This window comes from Herbaspirillum huttiense (assembly GCF_004367745.1).
Classification (GTDB): Bacteria; Pseudomonadota; Gammaproteobacteria; order Burkholderiales; family Burkholderiaceae_D; genus Herbaspirillum; species Herbaspirillum huttiense.
Genome location: NZ_CP037993.1, coordinates 2,832,790 through 2,850,249, shown reverse-complemented (window position 1 = coordinate 2,850,249; position 17,460 = coordinate 2,832,790). Strand labels below are relative to the sequence as shown.

Genomic DNA, 17,460 nt, shown 5'->3' with positions numbered 1-17,460 from the left:
CGTATTGCGGGGACGTGATGGGCGCCAGGATCGCACTGCCATGGGCTGCCCAAAACGCGGAGAAGAAACGGAATTTTTTTTAAATCTTTGCAGCTGAAAAAGCATGTTGGCCGTTCTTCACAATTGCCCGTGCGCAGTCGCGCAAGCTCGCCCACATCCAAGTAGAATCCCGTCTCCATCCGCACCAGCCCGCTATTGACGGTGACCGACTCAGCCGCTCCTCTTTCCTCCACCGCCTTGCGCCCCGGCGAACGCGCAGGCTTCCTGTTGTCCCGGCACTGGCGCGATACCCCGGCCGGGGTGGAGATCGAGCTGTGGGTGGCCACTGATGACGGGCCGCAATGCCTGCGCCTGCCGCCGCAGACAGCGGTGGCCTTCGTGCCGCAAGCCGAGGCCGAACGCGTGCAGGCCTTGATCGCCCACGAACCCGGTATGGAACTGCGCGCCCTGGAACACCTGAAGGATGTCAGCCAGCGCCCGGTGCTGGGCTTGTATGCGCGCCAGTATCGCAAGTTGCTGAAGATGGAGAAGGCCCTGATCGCCGCTGGCATCAGTGTCTATGAAGCCGATATCCGTCCACCCGAACGCTACCTGATGGAGCGTTTCATCAATGCGCCGCTGGCCTTTCAGGGCGTGGACGATGGGCACGGGGTGCTGGCAGAAGCGCGCATTCGTGCCTTGCCGGGCTATCGTCCGCCGCTCAGGCTGGCGTCGCTGGATATCGAAACCAGCTGGCAGGGCGAGCTCTATAGCATCGCCATCGAAGGCTGCGGCCAGCGTAGCGTCTATGCGCTGGGGCCGCCCAGTGGTGCCGTGGAGTCGGTGGATTTCGCACTGCAGTTCTGCCAGAGCCGCAAGGAACTGATCGACTGCCTCAACGACTGGGTGGCACGCCACGATCCGGATGCGCTGATCGGCTGGAACCTGGTGCAGTTCGACCTCAACGTGCTGCAGAAGCAGGCGCAGAAATACCACACCACGCTGCGCCTGGGCCGAGCGGGACGGGCACTGGAATGGCGCGAACATGGCATGCGCGCCAATCACCTGCTGGTCAACGCAGCGGGCCGGCTGGTGATCGACGGCATTGAAAGCCTGCGCGGGGCGTTCTGGAATTTCCCGTCCTTCAGTCTGGAGAACGTGGCGCAAACGCTGCTGGGCGAAGGCAAGGCCATTGCCACGCCGTATCAGCGCATGGATGAGATCGATCGCATGTTCAATGAGGACAAGGCGGCGTTGGCCACCTACAACCTCAAGGACTGCGAACTGGTCACGCGCATCTTCGCCAAGACCGACATTCTCTCCTTCCTGCTGGAACGCGCCAGCGTGACCGGCCTGCAGGCCGACCGCAGCGGCGGTTCGGTGGCGGCGTTCACGCATCTGTATCTGCCGCACATGCATCGCAAGGGCTACGTCGCCCCCAATCTCGGGGATGCCGAGGCACTGGCCAGTCCGGGCGGCTTCGTGATGGATTCGCGCGCGGGGCTGTATGACTCGGTGATCGTGCTGGACTACAAGAGCCTGTATCCCAGCATCATCCGCAGCTTCCTGATCGACCCGGTCGGGCTGGTCGATGGCACCCTGAATGAGCCGGAGAGCGAGACCGTGCCCGGCTACAACGGCGCGCGCTTCTCACGCCGCAGCCACAGCCTGCCGGCCATCATCGAGCAGATCTGGCAGGGGCGCGAAGCCGCCAAGGCGCAGGGCAACAAGCCGTTGCAGCAGGCGCTGAAGATCATCATGAATTCCTTTTACGGCGTGCTGGGGTCGACCGGCTGCCGCTTCTTCGATTCGCGCCTGGCCTCGTCCATTACCCGGCGCGGGCACGAGATCATGCATCGCACGCGCGAGCTGATCGAGGAGGCTGGTTACGAAGTCATCTATGGCGATACCGATTCCACTTTCGTCTGGCTGCGCCGGCCGCATGGCGATGACGAGGCGCGCCAGATCGGTCTGCAGCTGACCGCGCGCATCAATGACTGGTGGCGTCGCCATCTGGCCGGGCAGTATCAGCTGGAAAGCGCACTGGAACTGCAGTTCGAGGTGCATTACCAGCGTTTCCTGATGCCGCATGTACGTGGGGCCGAGACCGGCAGCAAGAAGCGCTACGCCGGTTACGTGCGAACCAGCGAAGGCGAGGACAAGGTCACCTACAAGGGACTGGAAACGGTACGCACCGACTGGTCGCCGCTGGCGCAGCGCTTCCAGCAGGCACTGTATCTGCGCATCTTCCGTGGCGAGCCTTACCGCGACTTCATCACCGGCTACGTGGCTGACCTGCTGGCCGGGCGGCTGGATGATCTGCTGGTATATCGCAAGCGCCTGCGCCGCCAGCTCGACCATTACGAAAAGAACGTCCCGCCCCACGTGCGCGCTGCGCGCATGGCCGACCAGGTCAACGAGGAAGGCGGGCGTCCGCTGCAATACCAGCAAGGCGGCTGGATCAACTACGTCATGACCACGGCCGGACCGGAGCCGCTGGAAAAACGCCGCGCCGCCATCGACTATGGCCATTACCTGGAACGCCAGCTGGCCCCGGTGGCCGATGCCATCCTGGTCTTCGTGGGCGACAGTTTTGCGGCGGTGACCTCGCCGCAGCAGGAGTTGTTCTGAAGCGAAGTTCCCGATGAGGCTGCAGGAGCATCTTCAATTCTTGTTGCTCGTTGGGACAGTCCCATCCATGGTCATCAGCGCCGCAGTGCCGCCGGGAGCGATTTGCCCGTGGGCTGTTTCATGCCCAAAGGCTGGGCTTGGGCGGTGGCTGGAGAATTCGTCCTTACCTCTTCAAGCAACTCAGGGTGATTGCGCAACAGGCGCAAGAGCTGCACCAGCGACAGGGGCGGTCTCGTCGAACCCGCCTCATAGCGGTTGAACGCGTTGATGCCCCCGCCGAACAGAACGCTGGCATCGCGCTGGCTAAGCTTCAGCGCCGCACGGGTCTCCGCGATCTCCGCCGGTTCGATGCGGGTGGCGTTCACCTCCCGGTTGAAGGCCAGCATTTCGGCAGAGACACGGGATGACTCGGCGAAGTCGGTGATGGACTCGCCACAGGCCGGGCAGAAATCAGCGGTCACTGCCGCGATGGTCGTGCTCTCACCCTTGTAGGTATAGGGCAGGTCGCGGGTGTCATGCACCATTTCAGCGGCACCGCAGGTGGGGCATTTCATCTCATTTCTCCTTGAAGGAAACAATCAGCAGGGAATTCACCACGGTCAGCTTCACGTAAAGCTGGCCTACGTGGGTCAGTGGCTTGTAGACGTCCTGCCAAACGTTGTCATCCGCATGGGTGGTCATGGCTTTGTGGAAATCGCCATCGGTCAGCGCCATCACCACATCAAGCATGTCGAGAAAGCTCAGCCCGACAGCCGCCGCGCCCGCTTTCGCCGTATGGGTGGCAGCGACGCGCTGCTGTCTGATCAAGTCACGGACTGTCGAGAGCGGGCAGTGAGGCGAATTCTTTTCCATCGGCGGAGTATAACCTAGTACGTGTATTGCACCAACTAGGTTGTTTTATGCTGCTTGCGCTGTCCTCCAACTTGTACTGATGCCATCAAAGACAAAGGGCCGGATTCCACGAATCCAGCCCTTGGCTGACCTGCAGGCGAACAGCGATTGTCTACGTTCGACGCATCACTGTATTCACGCTTCAGCGGTAATACGAATCGCGCTCGCGTCCGTCCATCCGCTCGGAATGCACACGCACGCGCACCGGCACCGGCTGGCGCTGCGCCTTGCCGTAGACCTTCTGCCAGAGCACCAGCCCGAACGCCAGGCTGCCCGCCAGCAGATAAACGGCGTAGAACGCGGCGAGATAGCTACCGTAGTGCAGCAAGGTCTGGATGATGGCCATGGGGTCCTCCCGGGAATGAATCAGTGTCGATGGCCACATCGTATGCCTGCCGGGAGGCGGCGGATATCAGGGTTTTTCTGATGGTCTGACTTGCAACGTCGCCGCAGCCGCCGGCACCTGCAGGTGCTGCAGCAGCTTGCCCACCATGGCAATCACGGTCAGGCCGACGATGCAGAAGAACACCGCCAGCGGCGTCAGGCTGTGGATGGAGACGAACCCGGCCAGCCCCATCATGCCCGAGGACACCAGCAGCAGCGCAAAGCCCAGGATGGCGCTGGTCAGTCCGGCAATGTGCGGAAAGATCGAATTGCCCTTGGCCATCAGCGTGGGATACATAGCCCCGGCGCAGAAGGCCATCACCAGCACCGGCGTGATGAGGGTCCACACCGTCAGCCCCACCAGCAAGGCCAGGGCCAGCATGGCAAAGGCCGCCGTCGTCATCACCCGCGCCCCGATGCGCAGCCGCTGTTCGGCCGAGGGCAGGCGGCGATGGTGGATGCGGTTGGAGATGCCGCCCAGGAAATACATCATCCCGATCGCCAGCGCCAGGTAGCCGAAGAAAGTCGGCGGCTGGCGCAGCGTGTTCTGCACCATGAAGGGACCGACGATGTTGAACACCAGCAGGATGCTGTAGCACAGGCCCTGGGCCAGGAAACAGCTCTGGAACACCGGGCTGGCCAGCACCATGCGCGCATTCTTGAGCAGGGTGGCCGGATGCAGGTGCACCGGCTCGGCCAAAGTTTCCCGATAGCGCCACAGGATGGCCCACATCGCGAACGAATACAGCAGCAGGAAGACCAGGCAGGAACGCCAGCCGAAGGCTTCCTGCAGGTGCGCCCCGATCACCGGTGCAATGATCGGTGCCAGGCCCCAGGCAATGGCCATGTAGGTGTAGGCATGCACCAGGGTTTGCCCGACAAAGGAATCGGTGATGATGGCCTTGGCCAGCAAATTGGTGGCGGCAATGCCGAAGCCCTGCAGCACCCGTGCTGCGACGAAGGTTTCCAGGTTGGGGGCCAGCAGCGTCAGCACGCATCCCAGCGTGAACAGGCCCAGCCCCAGCATCAGGACGCGCTTGCGGCCCCAGGCATCGGCCAGCGGCCCGAACGCCAGCTGACCGAAGGCGTAGGCGATCAGGTAGCCGGTCACGCTGGTCTGGATGGCCTGGGCCGAGGTGCCGTAGTCGATCGCCATCTGCGGCAGGGCCGGCACGTACAAGTCGATGGCCAACTGGCCCGCCGAGGCAAAGGCGCAGATCAGGAACAGCAGGAACTTCGGGTGATTCGGCGGATGGCGCGGCACAGGCCGTGTGGCGGGACTGACAGGGTTCATGGAGAGCGGATGCTGCATGGCAAAGACCGCTATTGTGAACCTTGGTGCGTTTTTCTGCTGGCGCTCGCTCTTTCGTTGGAAGACTGTCTCCGATAGTAGAAAAAAGAGCCGAATTATTTGGCAAGTAAACGGATAGTTTTAGAGAGAAATTCAAATAATTTCGAGATAAAAAACGAAGTAATTCGAGATTCGTTCAGCATATCTGGCCCCTCGCGCACAAGGACGGGCTCCCCACGTATCGTCCGCTTGCCGTTCCCGCCGAGACGCCGCCGCCAGGCGCGCAGGCCCGGGCACGGCATCTTCAGTCGAATCAGCGAGGGGAGCATGTCCATTTACAAATATTTTTCCATGCGGCAGATCGTGTCCGGCTTGAGCGTGGTGGTCGCCTTGCTGTTGGCGCTGCTCATTGCCCTGTCAGTGGCAGCGTCGGAAGCCGAAGACCGCGTGGCTATAGCCAGTGACCGGCGCGAACAGGCACAGCGGCTGGTGGCCGAGCTGCGCCAGGGTGCCGACGACCTGAGCCGCCTGGCGCGCAGCTTCGTGGCTACCGGTGGATACCAGGCCGAACGCCAATACCAGGCCATTGCGGAAATCCGTGACGGCCGCCGTCCCCGCCCGGAACACTACGAGCGCATCTACTGGGACCTGGTGGATGCGGATGGCCGGCCGCCGCGACCGGACAGCGCTGTCATCGTGCCGCTTGGCGAGCTGATGCAGCAGGCCGGCTTCAGCCGCGACGAGATGGCGAAGGTGGAGGAAGTGCGCAGCCGGTCCGGTGCGGTACTGGCCATCGAGTTGCGCGCCATGGAACTGGTGCGCCGGCATACGCGGGACCGCGTCCTGATTGATGCGGCCCTGCGCGAAGACCCGCTGGAACAGGCTCGCCGCCTGCTCCACGATCCGCGCTACGAATTGGCGAGAGCCGCCATGATGCGCCCGCTGGAAGCACTGCAGGCCATGCTGGACACCCGCACCCGGGCTGACATCCTGCAGGCGCGCCAGGCCAGGGAGCGGCTCGATACCGTGGTGGCCGCAGTGGGCGGCTTGCTGCTGCTGGTGATGATAGTGAGTGTGGCCAGTCTGTACCGGCTGGTGACCGGTCCGCTTTCGCAGGCGGCCCAGGTGGCCTCGCGGGTGGCCAAGGGCGATCTGTGCGGACGCATCGATGGGGGCTTCCAGGGCGAAACCGGGCAACTGCTGTCGTCCCTGCAGGACATGCGCCAGGGCTTGAGCCATCTGGTGCGGGAGGTCAGGCATGGGGCGCGGGTCATGCGGGGTTCCGCCGGGGAGATCGCCGAGGGGGCGCTCAATCTGACCACACGGGCCACCCAGCAGGCCGGTTCCCTGCAGCAGGCGGCTGCCGCCATGGAACAGTTGAATCAGGCCGTGCAGCAGAGCGCCGACCGCGCGCAGCAAGCCTGCAGCCTGACCCGGTCGGCGGCGCAAGCGGCGCTGGAGGGTGGCGTGGCAGTCAGCGAGGTGGTCGGCAACATGCACGCGGTGCACCTGGCGGCCGGGCGTATCGAAGAGATCGTGGCCAAACTCGATAACCTTTCTTCCCAGACCAATCTGCTGGCGCTGAATGCAGCAGTCGAGGCGGCCCATGCCGGCACCCATGGCCAGGCTTTTTCCGTGGTGGCCGATGAAGTGCGGCAGCTGGCCCGCCGCAGCGCCGATGCGGCGCAGGAGATCAGGGTCTTGCTGAACGATGCGATGGCGCGCATCAATCAAGGAAGCCGGCGCGCGCAAACGGCCGGTCGCAGCATGCAGGAAGTGGTGGCGCAGGTGGGACGGCTCAATCAGCTCATCGGCGAGGTGGCCAGCGCCAGCAGCCAGCAATCGGCCGGGGCGCGCCGCATCAGCCAGTCGGTCAGCGCCATCGATCAGGCTACGCAGCGCAACGTGCTACTGGTGCAGCAATCGTCCGCGGCCGCAGAAGCCATGCGCCTGGCGACCGAACGCATGGCCGCACTGATGGCCCGCTTCCGCCTTGAGACGGGCGAGGGTACCAGCGAGGGCGAACTGGTCATCGACATGTCCCGTTGATGCCCCCGGCGATCAGGACTGCAGGCGCGCGCGCAATTGATCGTAGCGCTCGCTCCAGGCCTGCTGCCACTGACTGCGCAGGGCTTCATCCATCCAGGCTGCGTGCAAACCATTGCGCATGAAGTCCCGGAAATCCTCCACCGTGGCCCCGAGCTGCAGCATCATCATCCAGGCCCCGGTCGGGGTCACCAGATGCAAGGTCGGATCGTCGGTGTTGGGATGCAGGCGCAGCCCGGCCGCCAGCATCTGGCGAATCGGGTGATCCTGCGCCCAGCGCTGCGGGGGCAGCGTGCGCAGGTAGTAGGAATTGGTCGGCACCACCGTGAAGACCAGCCCGCGGCCGATGCAGCGCTGCATCAGATCGGGATTGTCGACGATGGTGTAGCCGTGGTCGATGCGGTCCACCTGCAGCAGGTCGATGGCCGTGGCCACGTTGTGCCAGGGCATGCCGAATTCACCGGCATGGGCGGTGGTCTTCAGGCCGGCTTCGCGCGCCAGGCGGTAGGCGGCTTCGAACAGTTCCGGCGGGCGGTCGTTCTCGCGGTAATCCATGCCGATGCCCGGCACCTGCGGGACGCGGGCCGCCAGCATCCACTGCACCATGGCCACGGCTTCCTCGGGGCTGGCCTCGCGGTCGATGCTGGGAATCAGGCGGCCGATGATGCCGATCTCGCGTTCGGCATCGACGATGGCGCACACGATGGCGTCCTGCGCATCGGCATAGGAGATGCCGGACACGCGCACCGTACCGGTCGGATTCCAGAAGAATTCGCTCCAGGCCACGCCATGGGCGTGGGCATCCTGCAGGTATTCGTAGGTGATGCGGTAGAGATCGTCGGGCTGTCGGATCAGCTCGGCATCCAGCGCGCGAAGTACGCGCAGTACGCCCACCGGTTTTTCACCACGGGTATAGAAGGCTTCGATCTCTTCCTGCGAGACCGGATGACCGGCGCGGGCGGAGAGATCGCTGAAGGTCTCGCGGCGCACCGCACCGAACAGGTGGCAATGCAGTTCGACCTTGGGTAGCGCGCGCACGAATTGTTCGAGCGTGAGCGGGCCGGTGTCGTCTTGGTGTTGGTTGTCGAAGGTCATGAAACGCAAATCAGTGGAGAGGGCCGGGGCCGGTGTGCTGGGAGGGCGCCATCTTCAGGAGAGGCTGCCCAGCAATTCCTGCATCATGCATTGCATGGCGCGCGGGCCATCGACCGTCATGGCGACCTCGGTGTTGGCCGGGGCGCGGCGCGGCACGCGGAATTCGCAGACGGTCATGCCACGCGTGAGACGGCCCTGCAATTCGATGTCCACCCGTGCCGGCTGGAAGCTGAACAATTCCGGACGCTTGAGCCAGATGGCCACCGCCGGGTCATACATCGGCATCGGCACCGATCCGTCGGGACTGCGGATGCGCAGGTAGGCATCGAAGTAGCCCGCCAGCCACTTCGCGCGCGGCGTGCCCAAGGCGCGGACCTGCTGCACTTCAGCGGCGGTCACCAGCAGCTGGCGGCACAGGTTCAGGCCGAACATGCGCAGCGGGATGCCGGAGCGGAACACCACATCGGCCGCTTCCGGATCGGCATAGATATTGAATTCAGCGGCAGCGGTGTGATTGCCCTGGTCGGCCGAGCCGCCCATGAGAATGATTTCCTTGACCATGCCCGCGATCTCGGGCGCACGCTGCAGGGCCACGGCCACATTGGTCAGCGGGGCGATGCACATGAGCGTGATCTCGCCCGCATGCAGGCGGATCGCCTCGATCATGGCATCCACCGCATGCGGCAGCGGGTCGCGTTGCAGTTGCCGCGACTGGCGTGCTTCGAGGTCGGCAATGTCGACCTGGGGCAGGGCTTCGCCGGTGGTGGCCATGCCGGATTCGCCGAGGATGGCTTGCGCGGTTTCCACGGCGCCGGCGAGCGGTCGCTCGCAGCCCGCATAGACGGGCACGTCGAGCTGGTAATGCTGCTTGATCCGCAGCGCATTGTCGTAGGTGGTGACCAGCGGGGCATTGCCTGCCACCACGGAGACGCCCAGCCAGTTCACTTCGAGGTTGGCCGACAGCATCAGCATGGCCAGCCAGTCGTCAAAGCCGGGGTCGGTATCGAGCCAGATCTTGTGCATGTTTGTCTTCTTCTTCAAGGGTCCAGGGGAAAGGCTCAGGCGGCCAGCGCCAGCGCGTCCTGCGCCGGCAGGTCGAAGCGGACGGTGTCGCCTTCACGTGCCAATGCCTGCGCCGCCGGGGCCATGCCGCGTACCTCGCCCAGGGCGGTCTGCAGCAGGTATTCGACATGCTCGCCGAGGAAGCCGCGCGAAAGAACGCGACCTTCGAAGGGACCGCTGCCGACCTGCACCTGCTGTACTCGCCAGCCGGCGCAGGCGGTGTTGGCGGGCAGGCCGGAGAGCGGCAATTGTCCCGCCGCGCCGTGCAACTGGCCGTCGCGATAATCGAACAGGTTCTCGAAGCCCATGAAGTTGGCCACGAAACGCGTGCGTGGCGCATTGAAGAGCTGCTCGGGTGTATCGAGCTGCTCGATCTTGCCGCTGTTCATGACCACGATACGGTCCGACATGGCCAGCGCCTCATCCTGATCGTGCGTGACGTAGAGCATGGTGATGCCCAGTTCGCGCTGGATGCGGCGCAGCTCGGCGCGCATCTGCACGCGCAGCTTGGCATCAAGGTTGGACAGCGGTTCATCCAGCAACAGCAGCTTGGGCTCGATCACGATGGCGCGCGCCAGCGCCACCCGCTGTTGCTGGCCGCCCGACATCTGCGCCGGCAAGCGCGCCTCAAAACCGGCGAGGCCGACCGCTGCGATGACCTTCTCAACGCGCTGACGCAGTTCGGCGGCCGGCACCTTGCGCAGACGCAGGCCGAAGGCCACGTTGTCGAACACGTTCAGGTGCGGGAACAGTGCATAGGACTGGAACACCAGACCGATGTCGCGCTTGTTGGGCGGCAGGCGGCTGATGTCGCGGCCATCGAGCGTGATGCGGCCGGCGCGCAGGTCGATCAGGCCGGCGATGGCGCGCATGGTGGTGGTCTTGCCGCAGCCGCTGGGGCCCAGCAGAGAAATCAGTTCGCCACGTTGCACGGCCAGGTCCAGGCCTTCCACGGCGGTCCTGGCGTTGCCGTAGCCGAGCGCCACTTGCTGCAGATTCAGGTAACTCATCAGGTTCTCACATCACATGTATTTGGAAATGCCCAGCACCTTCTCGGTGACCAGCACGAAGGCCATGGTGAACAGCACCAGCAGCGTGGACAGCGCCGCAATGGAGGGATCGAAACTGTTTTCCATGTGGCCCAGCATCTCGATGGGCAGGGTGCTGATGCCCGGGCCGGTGAGGAACAGCGACACCGGCACCTGGTTGAAGGAGGTCACGAAGGCCAGGAAGAAGGCCGCAATCACCGCGCCCCGGATATTGGGCAGCACCACCAGCCGGAAGGTCTGGAGGCGCGTGGCCCCCAGCGTGATGGCGGCTTCCTCGATATCGACCCGCAGGTTGGCCAGACTGGAATAGACCACCCGCACGGCATAGGGCGTGAGCAGCCCGACGTGGCCGATCAGCAAGCCCAGGAACACCGGCGCATCGACCAGCAGCACGAAGTGGCGCAACAGGCCCAGACCGACCAGCATGGCCGGGATGATCAGCGGTGAAGTCAGCACCTGCTTGATCACCGCCATGCCCGGCGGCGGCATGCGCGACATCGCATAAGCCACCGGCACGCCCAGCAGCAGCGCGATCACGGTCGCCAGCAAGCCGATCTGCAGGCTGGTGCCGAAGGCCTGGCGGAATTCATCGGCCTGCAGCACCGAGACGATCCAGCGCAGGGAATACGAAGGCGGCGGGAAGGCCAGCGTTTCGCCGCCGCTGAACCCGGCCAGGAAGACGATGATGAAGGGGCCCAGCAGGAACAGCATCACGGCCCACAGCACCACGCGCGGGAAGAGTCCTTGTTTCATGTCGTCCTCCGGGGAGCGGCAATGCGTTTGAGACCGGCGTTGACGGCCAGCGTCATCGCCACCAGGATCACCGCAATCACGTTGGCGGTGCCGAAATCACTTTCCACGCTGACCTTCTGGTAGAGCAGGGTTTCCAGCATCAGGACCTTGGGCCCGCCCAGCAGGGCCGGGGTGACGTAGGCCGTGACGCTGCCGGTAAAGACCAGGGTGCCGCCGACGATCAAGCCTTCCTGCGTCAGTGGCAGGGTCACGCGGGTGAACACCTGCCAGGCATTGGCACCCAGCGTGGAGGCAGCCAGCGCCAGGTCGGCGGAAATGTTTTCCATGGCGCTGACCAGCGACATCAGCATCAGCGGCAACAGCAATTGCAGCAGGCCCACGAAGACCGCCATTTCGGTGAAGAGCAGGCGTTGCGGCTCATCGGCCAGCCCGAGATGCAACAGCACCGCGTTGACCGCCCCATTGCGTCCGAACAGCACGATCCAGGCATAGGTGCGCGCAATGGGCGAGACCATCAGCGGCAGGATCATCATGCCCAGCACCAGCCCGCGCCAGCGCGCATGCACGCGCACGATGGCCTGGGCGGCGGGATAGCAGAGCAGGGCCGAACAGAGCGTCACCAGGGCGGCAATGCGCAGGGTGCGCCACAGCACCTGCAGGTGCAGCGGCTCGGCAAAGAAGTCGGCGAAGCGGGCCAGGCTCCATTGCAGGGGGCCGCCGTCGAGGCTGTCGGGGCCGCCGATGCGGAAGGCATCCAGCAGCAAAGCCGCCACCGGCAGCAGGAAACAGACCGATGTGAAGATCAGCGCAGGCGTGACCAGCATCAGTCCGAGGCGTGATTTGGAAGAGGCGAGCATGGGGCGCTAACGGGGTCCGGAAAGAAAAGGGCGGCGCACTGCACCGGGCAGGCGTCGCCGCGACATGAAGGATTTCGCTTATTTGCTGATGCCCTTGTTCCACTGTTCCAGCCAGCCCGAGCGGTACTTCAGCAGGTCTTCCGGCTTGACGAACTTGAGCGAGGCGATGTGTTCACCGCCATAGGTATTGAATTCGGCCTTGTCCTTGGGCAGCACGACTTGGGTATTGACCGGCGAATCCACCAGTTCCATGGCCAGCGCCGTCTGCACCTCCTTGGAGAGCCAGAAGTCCATCAGCTGGTAGGCCAGGTCGGCATTCTTCGATTTGGCGACGATGCCCATCACGTTCATGCCGGCGGCCTGGCCCTCGGCGGGGATGGCCCATTTCAGCGGCATGCCGGTCTTCATCAGTTGCGACCAGGTGAAGCGTGCTACGGGTGCCACCCAGATCTCGTCCTGGGCGAACAGCGACGACAACTGCGCGCTGTTCTTGGTGAAGGTCACCACGTTGTTCTTGATCGAGAGGATCTTCTGCATGCCGGTGGCATAGTCGCCGCCCTTGCCACCCCAGGCCAGGTCGGCCATCTGCAGGGCCAGCGGGCCTTGCGTGGTGCTCACGTCGGGCAGCGCCAGGCGGCCCTTCAGTTCGGGACTCCACAGGTCTTTCCAGGATTGCGGGGCACGCGTCTTGTCGCTGCGGTACACCAGGCCGACCGAATAGATGGTGTAGCCGACCGCGTAATTGCCGCCGATGGGATTGCGGGCGAAGGGATAGATCTGGCTGTAATTCTTCAGCTTGGCATAGTCCAGCGGCTGCACCAGGCCCTTGCGCGCCGCTTCGAGCATGCCGAAGTCCGACAGCAGCACCAGGTCCACCACCGGATTGTTGCGGCGGGCGTCGAGCTTGGCGATGCGGTCGGCATTGTTGCCGGTTTCCACCACGATCTCGCAGCCGCATTTTTCCTTGAAGGGCGCATAGACCAGCTTGTTGAACAGCGGCTGGGAAATCGGATACGCCGACAGCACCAGCGTGCGCTTTTCCGCGTGGGCCGGGGCCGCCAGCAGGGACAGGCCGAGGCCGGTCATGGCCAGGGCGGCGAGGGGACGAGAGCAACGAGCGGGCTTGAACATGGCGATCCTTGATACCGGTAAAAAGACTGCATATTGTAGGCCCGGCCAGCGCGGGAGCCACTGGCCAGGCCGGGGGAGAGCAGATGAAACTTAGAACACGTGACGCATGCCCAGCATCAGCACGGCCTGCTTCTTGTCGCTGGACGAGGGGAAACCGAAGATGGTGGCCTTGGTCGCATCACCTGCCGCCAGCTGGTAGCTGTAGGTGATGGCCACGTCGGTGCGCTTGGACAGGAAGTAATCTGCCTGCAGGTTGATCTGGTGCCACTTCGGGTTCTTGTTGATGGTGTCGTACTTGCCGGTGGTATAGAAGTAGGACGCGCCCAGGTTCAGCGCCGGCGTGTAGTGGTGCACCAGGTTGATGTCGAAGTTCTGCAGCGTCAGCTTGGTGTTGTCCAGGTATTCGTACTTGACGTTGCTGTACATGGCACCGAAGTCGGTCTTGCCGACGGTATAGAAACCGCCGGTACCGGCGATGCGCTGGCGGCGTACGCCGGCCGAGCTGTTGACCGCGCTCTTGTTGAAGATCAGCAGCGAGCTGGCGTAGTCGTTGCCCATGGCGCCATCGGGGCTCTTGGTGCTGTTGGGCTGGTCCATCTGGGTGAAGGCCACGGCCCAGCGGAAGTTGCCGCCCTTGTAGCCGGAGCCGATGCTCATGACGCGGTTGACCGATGCATCACCGGCGGCTTCGCCAAATCCATACAAGGCGGTGACGTTGAAATCGTTGAACATCGGGCTGACATACTTGACCGAGTTCTGCACGCGCAGGTTGTTGTAGCCGTTGTCGTTGTCGCCGATGTGCACGCCGTTGCTGGCGATGACCACCGGACCCAGGTAGTCCTTGACCGCTTCGTACTGGCGGCCCAGGGTCACGGTACCCATGCTGTTGGAGGCCAGGCCGACCCAGGACTGGCGGCCGAACAGGCGGCCACTCTGCGAGGCCGCGCCGGTCATCATGTTGAAGCCGTTTTCCAGCGTGAAGATGGCGCGGGTGCCGCCGCCCAGGTCTTCCTGGCCGCGGAAGCCGATGCGCGGATTCTGGTTGGTGCCCGAGAGCGCCTCGAAGTTGTGCGGACCGCCCTGGTTGGTGAGATACCCCACGCCGCCCGAGATGAGACCGTAGATCTCGACCTTGCTCTGCGCCTGTGCCTGTGCGCCTGCCAGCGCTGCCGGAATGGCCAGCGCGCCTATCATCCAGTGTTTTTTCATGCCTGCCCCTGTGGTGTTGAAGATGGCCTTGCGACCGTTCATTGTTGGAATTCGCTGCGAACGGTGTGGAGGATAGGACAAGACGTTAAATAATATAATTTGTTTATATTTATAATTTCATAAATTCAATTTATAACGATGCCGCGTTTCCCGTCAGCTGATTCTGCATGGACTGGGGGATTGCCAACTTGTTTTGCGGGCTTGCCATGATCAAACTGAATCAGAAAGTCACCCTGCGCCATCTGCAGGCGCTGGTCACCCTGGCCGACACCAACAGCTTCAGCCGCGCTGCGGATGCCCTGGCGGTGACCCAGCCGGCGCTGTCGGCTTCCATCAAGCAGCTCGAAAACCAGCTCGGCACGCGGCTTTTCGACCGCACCACGCACCAGATCAGCCTGACCGCGCAGGGCAGCGTGGTGCTGGAATACGCCCGCCATCTGCTCAATACGGCCAGCAACATCTTCGACGACATCGAGCACGCCATCGGCACCGGTCGCCATCGCATCCGGGTCGGGGCGATTCCCTCGGCGGTGACGCTGACGGCGGCGGTGATCGCGCGCTACAACCAGGCGCATGACGAACATGTGGAAATTCTGCTACAGGACATGCCCAACGATGCCCTGCTGGACGCGCTGCATTCGGGCAAGCTGGATTTCTGCGTGGGCATCAAGCCGCCCGATTCGCTGTCCTCGCAGACGCTGGAGACCGTAACGCTGTTCGAAGATGAACTGGTGCTGATCGTCTCGCGCCGCCATCCCCTGTCGGGGGCCAAGGAAGTGCAGTGGCGGCAGATGGCGGGGGAAGAGATCGTGCTGTTCACGCAGGGCAGCGTATGGGAATTTGCTTCCGCAGCGCTGATGCAGCACGGGCTGGCGTCCTCGCGGCGCTATCAGGTCGTGCACAGCGAATCACTCTACGGCGTGGTGCGCTCGGGTATTGCCATCGGCATCATGCCCAGCCTCTACACCACGTATCTGCGCGATGACAGCCTGCACGTGGCCCCGCTGCGGCAGCCGACCCTGAAACGCAAGATCGTTCTCATGCGCCGCAATGAGGTCAGCCGCAGCCACTGGACCGATCACTGCTTCCGCGAGCTGCGCAGCGATCTGAAGCAGGCCAATCACTGGTTCTGAGCATTACGGGGTGGCGTTGTTCATGACGGGAATCCAGGTCGGTTCCAGTAGTTGCGCCAGCTCGCCGCGATTGCAGTCTCCGGGAACAATCAGCACCTTCTGATGCAGTTGCAAAGCGGTGCCGTCGGCCAGCGCGGTGTAGGCGGTGCCATGGAAATGGCTGGCCCAGTGGCGATAGCCGATGGCGGCAAAGCGCGTGCCGCCACGCAGCTTGGCCAGTTGTCTTGCCACGCAGGGTGGCAACTGGTCGGCCGGCGTGTCCGGATAGAGGAAGCCTTCCACCACACCGGGCGTGTTGCTGGCTCGGTGGGCCGGAGATGATGGCGTCCAGGCACAGGCCGTCAGGGCCAGCGCGCTCAGCAGCAAGAGCAAAGAGGTCGGGGGCAGTTTCATGATGGGGTCTCCGGATGACGGAGAGCGGCGGCATGCTGGCCGCGCCCTCCGTGAGATTGTCGTGGTGTGCGCTGTTACAGGTCCTGATGCCACCAGCCGCCGCCCAGTGCCTGGAACAGCGCCACGGTATCGGCCAGGCGCGCGGCTTGCGCCTGCAGCCGCGACTGGCTGGCCGTCAGCAGGTTCTGCTGTGCCAGCAGGACCTGCGGATAGCCCGCGATGCCGGCCTTCCATTGCGTCTGCGCGGCATCGAAGCTGCGCTGAGCCGCGCTCTCGGCGCGTGTGGCAGCTGCCAGCCCGTCGGCGTCGGCAGCAATGGCATGCAAGGTGTCGGCCACGTTCTGGAACGCGCCCAGCACCACACTGCGGTACTGCGCGCCGGCCTGATCCAGCCCGGCCTCAGCCGCGCGCTGCTGATGCTGCAGACTGCCGCCATGGAAGAGGGGCGTGGCCAGGTCCAGCCCCAAGGTCCAGAAGCCGGGTCCCGAGGTGAACAGTTTGGAGAACTCCTGCGCCGAGCTGCCGATGGTGCCGGTGATGTTGAAGCTGGGCAGCCGGTTGGCGATGGCCACGCCGACCTGGGCCGAGGCCGCCTGCAGTTGCGCCTGCGCGGCGCGCACGTCGGGGCGTTGCTGCACCAGCGTCGACGGCAGGCTCAGCGGCAGCTCGGCCGGCAGGGTCAGGGCCGACAGCGGCAGTTGCGGGCTGCCGCCTTCCCCGGGGAAGCGTCCTGCCAGCACGGCGATCTGGTCGCGCTGCTGGGCCAGTTGCTTGCGCAGGGCCGGCAAGGCCGCTTGGGCCTGCGCCAGCAGGCTTTCCTGGGCCGCCACGTCAGCCAGCCCCAGCGCCCCCAGCGCGCGTTGCTGGCGCACCAGATCCAGCTGCCGTGCGGCCAGAGCGGCGGCCTGTTCAGCGGCCTGCAACTGCTCACGCAGCGCCGCTTCATTGACCACGGCCAGCACCACGTTGGACACCAGCGTCAGGTAGGTGGCATTGCGCTGGAAGCGCTGCACCTCGGCCTGCGCCCGGCCCGCCTCGATCTGGCGGCGCGTTCCGCCGAAGATGTCCGGGGCATAGGCGATATTGAGCTGGGCGGTGTGCAGGTTGTAGATGTAGCTGTTGTCGGCCAACGGACTGGCCAGGGTATCGGCGACCTTCTGGCGCGTGGGCATGAAATGCAGGTCCACGCTGGGCCAGAGCCCGCCGCCCTGGGCTGCGGCGGACTCGCGCGCCGCGCGCAGGGCGGCCTGCGCCGCTTCCAGGTCGGCGTTGTGGGCCAGGGCCTGGTCGACCAGCGCATCCAGCGCCGGCGAGCCAAAGACCTTCCACCACTGCGCCGGCACATCCTGCCCGGCCACGAAATGCTGGCCATCGAGAGACGCTGTGGTTTCCACCTTCTCGGCGGTGTAGCTGCTGACCGCCGGGGCAGCGGGTTGTTTGAAGTCAGGACCGACGGCGCAGCCGCCGAGGGTCAGCGCGAGCGCGGTGCTGCAGGCCAGGCAGGGCCAGCGCAGCAGGCGGGGAGTGACAGGAGTCAGGAACATGATGAAGTCATC

Annotated in this window: 16 protein-coding genes and 1 pseudogene; 3 read left to right on the top strand and 14 right to left on the bottom strand. The window is 64.3% G+C overall.

Translation table 11 applies throughout. The features are described from left to right. Positions 1–201: 201 nt before the first annotated feature. Positions 202–2,610: a DNA polymerase II gene (locus E2K99_RS12875; protein WP_240733709.1), complete on the top strand. Its 2,409-nt coding sequence runs from the start codon at positions 202–204 to the stop codon at positions 2,608–2,610. Between the two features lie 155 nt (positions 2,611–2,765). Here E2K99_RS12875 and E2K99_RS12870 read toward each other — a convergent pair. From E2K99_RS12870 to E2K99_RS12850, 5 genes and pseudogenes are all read right to left on the bottom strand, one after another. Then, a pseudogene (locus E2K99_RS12870) lies at positions 2,766–3,164 on the bottom strand (type II TA system antitoxin MqsA family protein); the annotation flags it as partial. A 1-nt stretch (position 3,165) separates the two neighbouring features. Then, positions 3,166–3,462, bottom strand: a complete 297-nt coding sequence (locus tag E2K99_RS12865; protein ID WP_134222455.1) for a type II toxin-antitoxin system MqsR family toxin — start codon at positions 3,460–3,462, stop codon at positions 3,166–3,168. Positions 3,463–3,643: 181 nt separating this feature from the next. Beyond that, on the bottom strand, positions 3,644–3,847 hold the full coding sequence (locus E2K99_RS12860) for a hypothetical protein (RefSeq protein ID WP_039785818.1): 204 nt from the start codon (positions 3,845–3,847) through the stop codon (positions 3,644–3,646). 66 nt (positions 3,848–3,913) lie between these two features. Beyond that, on the bottom strand, positions 3,914–5,179 hold the full coding sequence (locus E2K99_RS12855) for a multidrug effflux MFS transporter (protein ID WP_134222454.1): 1,266 nt from the start codon (positions 5,177–5,179) through the stop codon (positions 3,914–3,916). A gap of 113 nt (positions 5,180–5,292) precedes the next feature. Continuing rightward, positions 5,293–5,511 carry a hypothetical protein gene (locus tag E2K99_RS12850; RefSeq protein ID WP_134222453.1) on the bottom strand — a complete coding sequence of 73 codons (219 nt, stop codon included), beginning with the start codon at positions 5,509–5,511 and terminating at the stop codon, positions 5,293–5,295. Here E2K99_RS12850 and E2K99_RS12845 point away from each other — a divergent pair. Next, positions 5,504–7,225 (top strand): methyl-accepting chemotaxis protein, encoded by a 1,722-nt coding sequence (locus tag E2K99_RS12845; protein WP_134222452.1) that lies wholly within the window; start codon positions 5,504–5,506, stop codon positions 7,223–7,225. The two genes, E2K99_RS12850 and E2K99_RS12845, sit on opposite strands and share 8 nt — an antisense overlap. Before the next feature lie 12 nt (positions 7,226–7,237). On the opposite strand, the gene E2K99_RS12840 is transcribed toward E2K99_RS12845, so the two are convergent. The 7 genes from E2K99_RS12840 to E2K99_RS12810 form a co-directional block, all read right to left on the bottom strand. Further along, on the bottom strand, positions 7,238–8,317 hold the full coding sequence (locus tag E2K99_RS12840; protein ID WP_134222451.1) for an adenosine deaminase family protein: 1,080 nt from the start codon (positions 8,315–8,317) through the stop codon (positions 7,238–7,240). Positions 8,318–8,371: 54 nt separating this feature from the next. Beyond that, entirely contained in the window at positions 8,372–9,340 is a 969-nt protein-coding gene (locus E2K99_RS12835) for a nucleoside hydrolase (protein WP_034332010.1), read from the bottom strand. Positions 9,341–9,375: 35 nt separating this feature from the next. Further along, positions 9,376–10,389, bottom strand: coding sequence for an ABC transporter ATP-binding protein (locus E2K99_RS12830; RefSeq protein WP_134222450.1), 1,014 nt, complete (start codon positions 10,387–10,389; stop codon positions 9,376–9,378). 12 nt (positions 10,390–10,401) lie between these two features. After that, positions 10,402–11,181 carry an ABC transporter permease gene (locus E2K99_RS12825; RefSeq protein ID WP_121045541.1) on the bottom strand — a complete coding sequence of 260 codons (780 nt, stop codon included), beginning with the start codon at positions 11,179–11,181 and terminating at the stop codon, positions 10,402–10,404. After that, a complete protein-coding gene (locus E2K99_RS12820; protein WP_134222449.1) occupies positions 11,178–12,038 on the bottom strand; it encodes an ABC transporter permease in 861 nt (286 codons plus the stop codon). Before E2K99_RS12820 ends, E2K99_RS12825 begins: the two co-directional genes overlap by 4 nt. Positions 12,039–12,116: 78 nt before the next feature. Then, positions 12,117–13,169, bottom strand: coding sequence for an ABC transporter substrate-binding protein (locus tag E2K99_RS12815; RefSeq protein ID WP_134136378.1), 1,053 nt, complete (start codon positions 13,167–13,169; stop codon positions 12,117–12,119). Positions 13,170–13,259: 90 nt separating this feature from the next. Beyond that, a complete protein-coding gene (locus E2K99_RS12810) occupies positions 13,260–14,378 on the bottom strand; it encodes a porin (RefSeq protein WP_051156369.1) in 1,119 nt (372 codons plus the stop codon). Positions 14,379–14,584: 206 nt separating this feature from the next. Here E2K99_RS12810 and E2K99_RS12805 point away from each other — a divergent pair, with 206 nt between their 5' ends. Next, on the top strand, positions 14,585–15,511 hold the full coding sequence (locus E2K99_RS12805) for a LysR family transcriptional regulator (RefSeq protein WP_034330341.1): 927 nt from the start codon (positions 14,585–14,587) through the stop codon (positions 15,509–15,511). Between the two features lie 3 nt (positions 15,512–15,514). Here the strand turns inward: E2K99_RS12805 and E2K99_RS12800 are convergent, their stop codons facing one another. Together E2K99_RS12800 and E2K99_RS12795 are read right to left on the bottom strand one after the other, a co-directional pair. Continuing rightward, the gene (locus tag E2K99_RS12800; RefSeq protein WP_134222448.1) at positions 15,515–15,904 is read right to left on the bottom strand and encodes a hypothetical protein; all 390 of its coding nucleotides are present in this window, start codon (positions 15,902–15,904) and stop codon (positions 15,515–15,517) included. Positions 15,905–15,978: 74 nt separating this feature from the next. After that, a complete protein-coding gene (locus tag E2K99_RS12795; RefSeq protein ID WP_240733909.1) occupies positions 15,979–17,448 on the bottom strand; it encodes an efflux transporter outer membrane subunit in 1,470 nt (489 codons plus the stop codon). Between the last annotated feature and the right edge of the window lie 12 nt (positions 17,449–17,460).

Coding starts and splice junctions, on each gene's coding strand:
- E2K99_RS12865 (WP_134222455.1), bottom strand. CDS start 3,462: ATGGAAAAGAATTCGCCTCACTGCCCGCTCTCGACAGTCCGTGACTTG.
- E2K99_RS12860 (WP_039785818.1), bottom strand. CDS start 3,847: ATGGCCATCATCCAGACCTTGCTGCACTACGGTAGCTATCTCGCCGCG.
- E2K99_RS12855 (WP_134222454.1), bottom strand. CDS start 5,179: ATGAACCCTGTCAGTCCCGCCACACGGCCTGTGCCGCGCCATCCGCCG.
- E2K99_RS12845 (WP_134222452.1), top strand. CDS start 5,504: ATGTCCATTTACAAATATTTTTCCATGCGGCAGATCGTGTCCGGCTTG.
- E2K99_RS12850 (WP_134222453.1), bottom strand. CDS start 5,511: ATGGACATGCTCCCCTCGCTGATTCGACTGAAGATGCCGTGCCCGGGC.
- E2K99_RS12840 (WP_134222451.1), bottom strand. CDS start 8,317: ATGACCTTCGACAACCAACACCAAGACGACACCGGCCCGCTCACGCTC.
- E2K99_RS12835 (WP_034332010.1), bottom strand. CDS start 9,340: ATGCACAAGATCTGGCTCGATACCGACCCCGGCTTTGACGACTGGCTG.
- E2K99_RS12830 (WP_134222450.1), bottom strand. CDS start 10,389: ATGAGTTACCTGAATCTGCAGCAAGTGGCGCTCGGCTACGGCAACGCC.
- E2K99_RS12825 (WP_121045541.1), bottom strand. CDS start 11,181: ATGAAACAAGGACTCTTCCCGCGCGTGGTGCTGTGGGCCGTGATGCTG.
- E2K99_RS12820 (WP_134222449.1), bottom strand. CDS start 12,038: ATGCTCGCCTCTTCCAAATCACGCCTCGGACTGATGCTGGTCACGCCT.
- E2K99_RS12815 (WP_134136378.1), bottom strand. CDS start 13,169: ATGTTCAAGCCCGCTCGTTGCTCTCGTCCCCTCGCCGCCCTGGCCATG.
- E2K99_RS12810 (WP_051156369.1), bottom strand. CDS start 14,378: ATGAAAAAACACTGGATGATAGGCGCGCTGGCCATTCCGGCAGCGCTG.
- E2K99_RS12805 (WP_034330341.1), top strand. CDS start 14,585: ATGATCAAACTGAATCAGAAAGTCACCCTGCGCCATCTGCAGGCGCTG.
- E2K99_RS12800 (WP_134222448.1), bottom strand. CDS start 15,904: ATGAAACTGCCCCCGACCTCTTTGCTCTTGCTGCTGAGCGCGCTGGCC.
- E2K99_RS12795 (WP_240733909.1), bottom strand. CDS start 17,448: ATGTTCCTGACTCCTGTCACTCCCCGCCTGCTGCGCTGGCCCTGCCTG.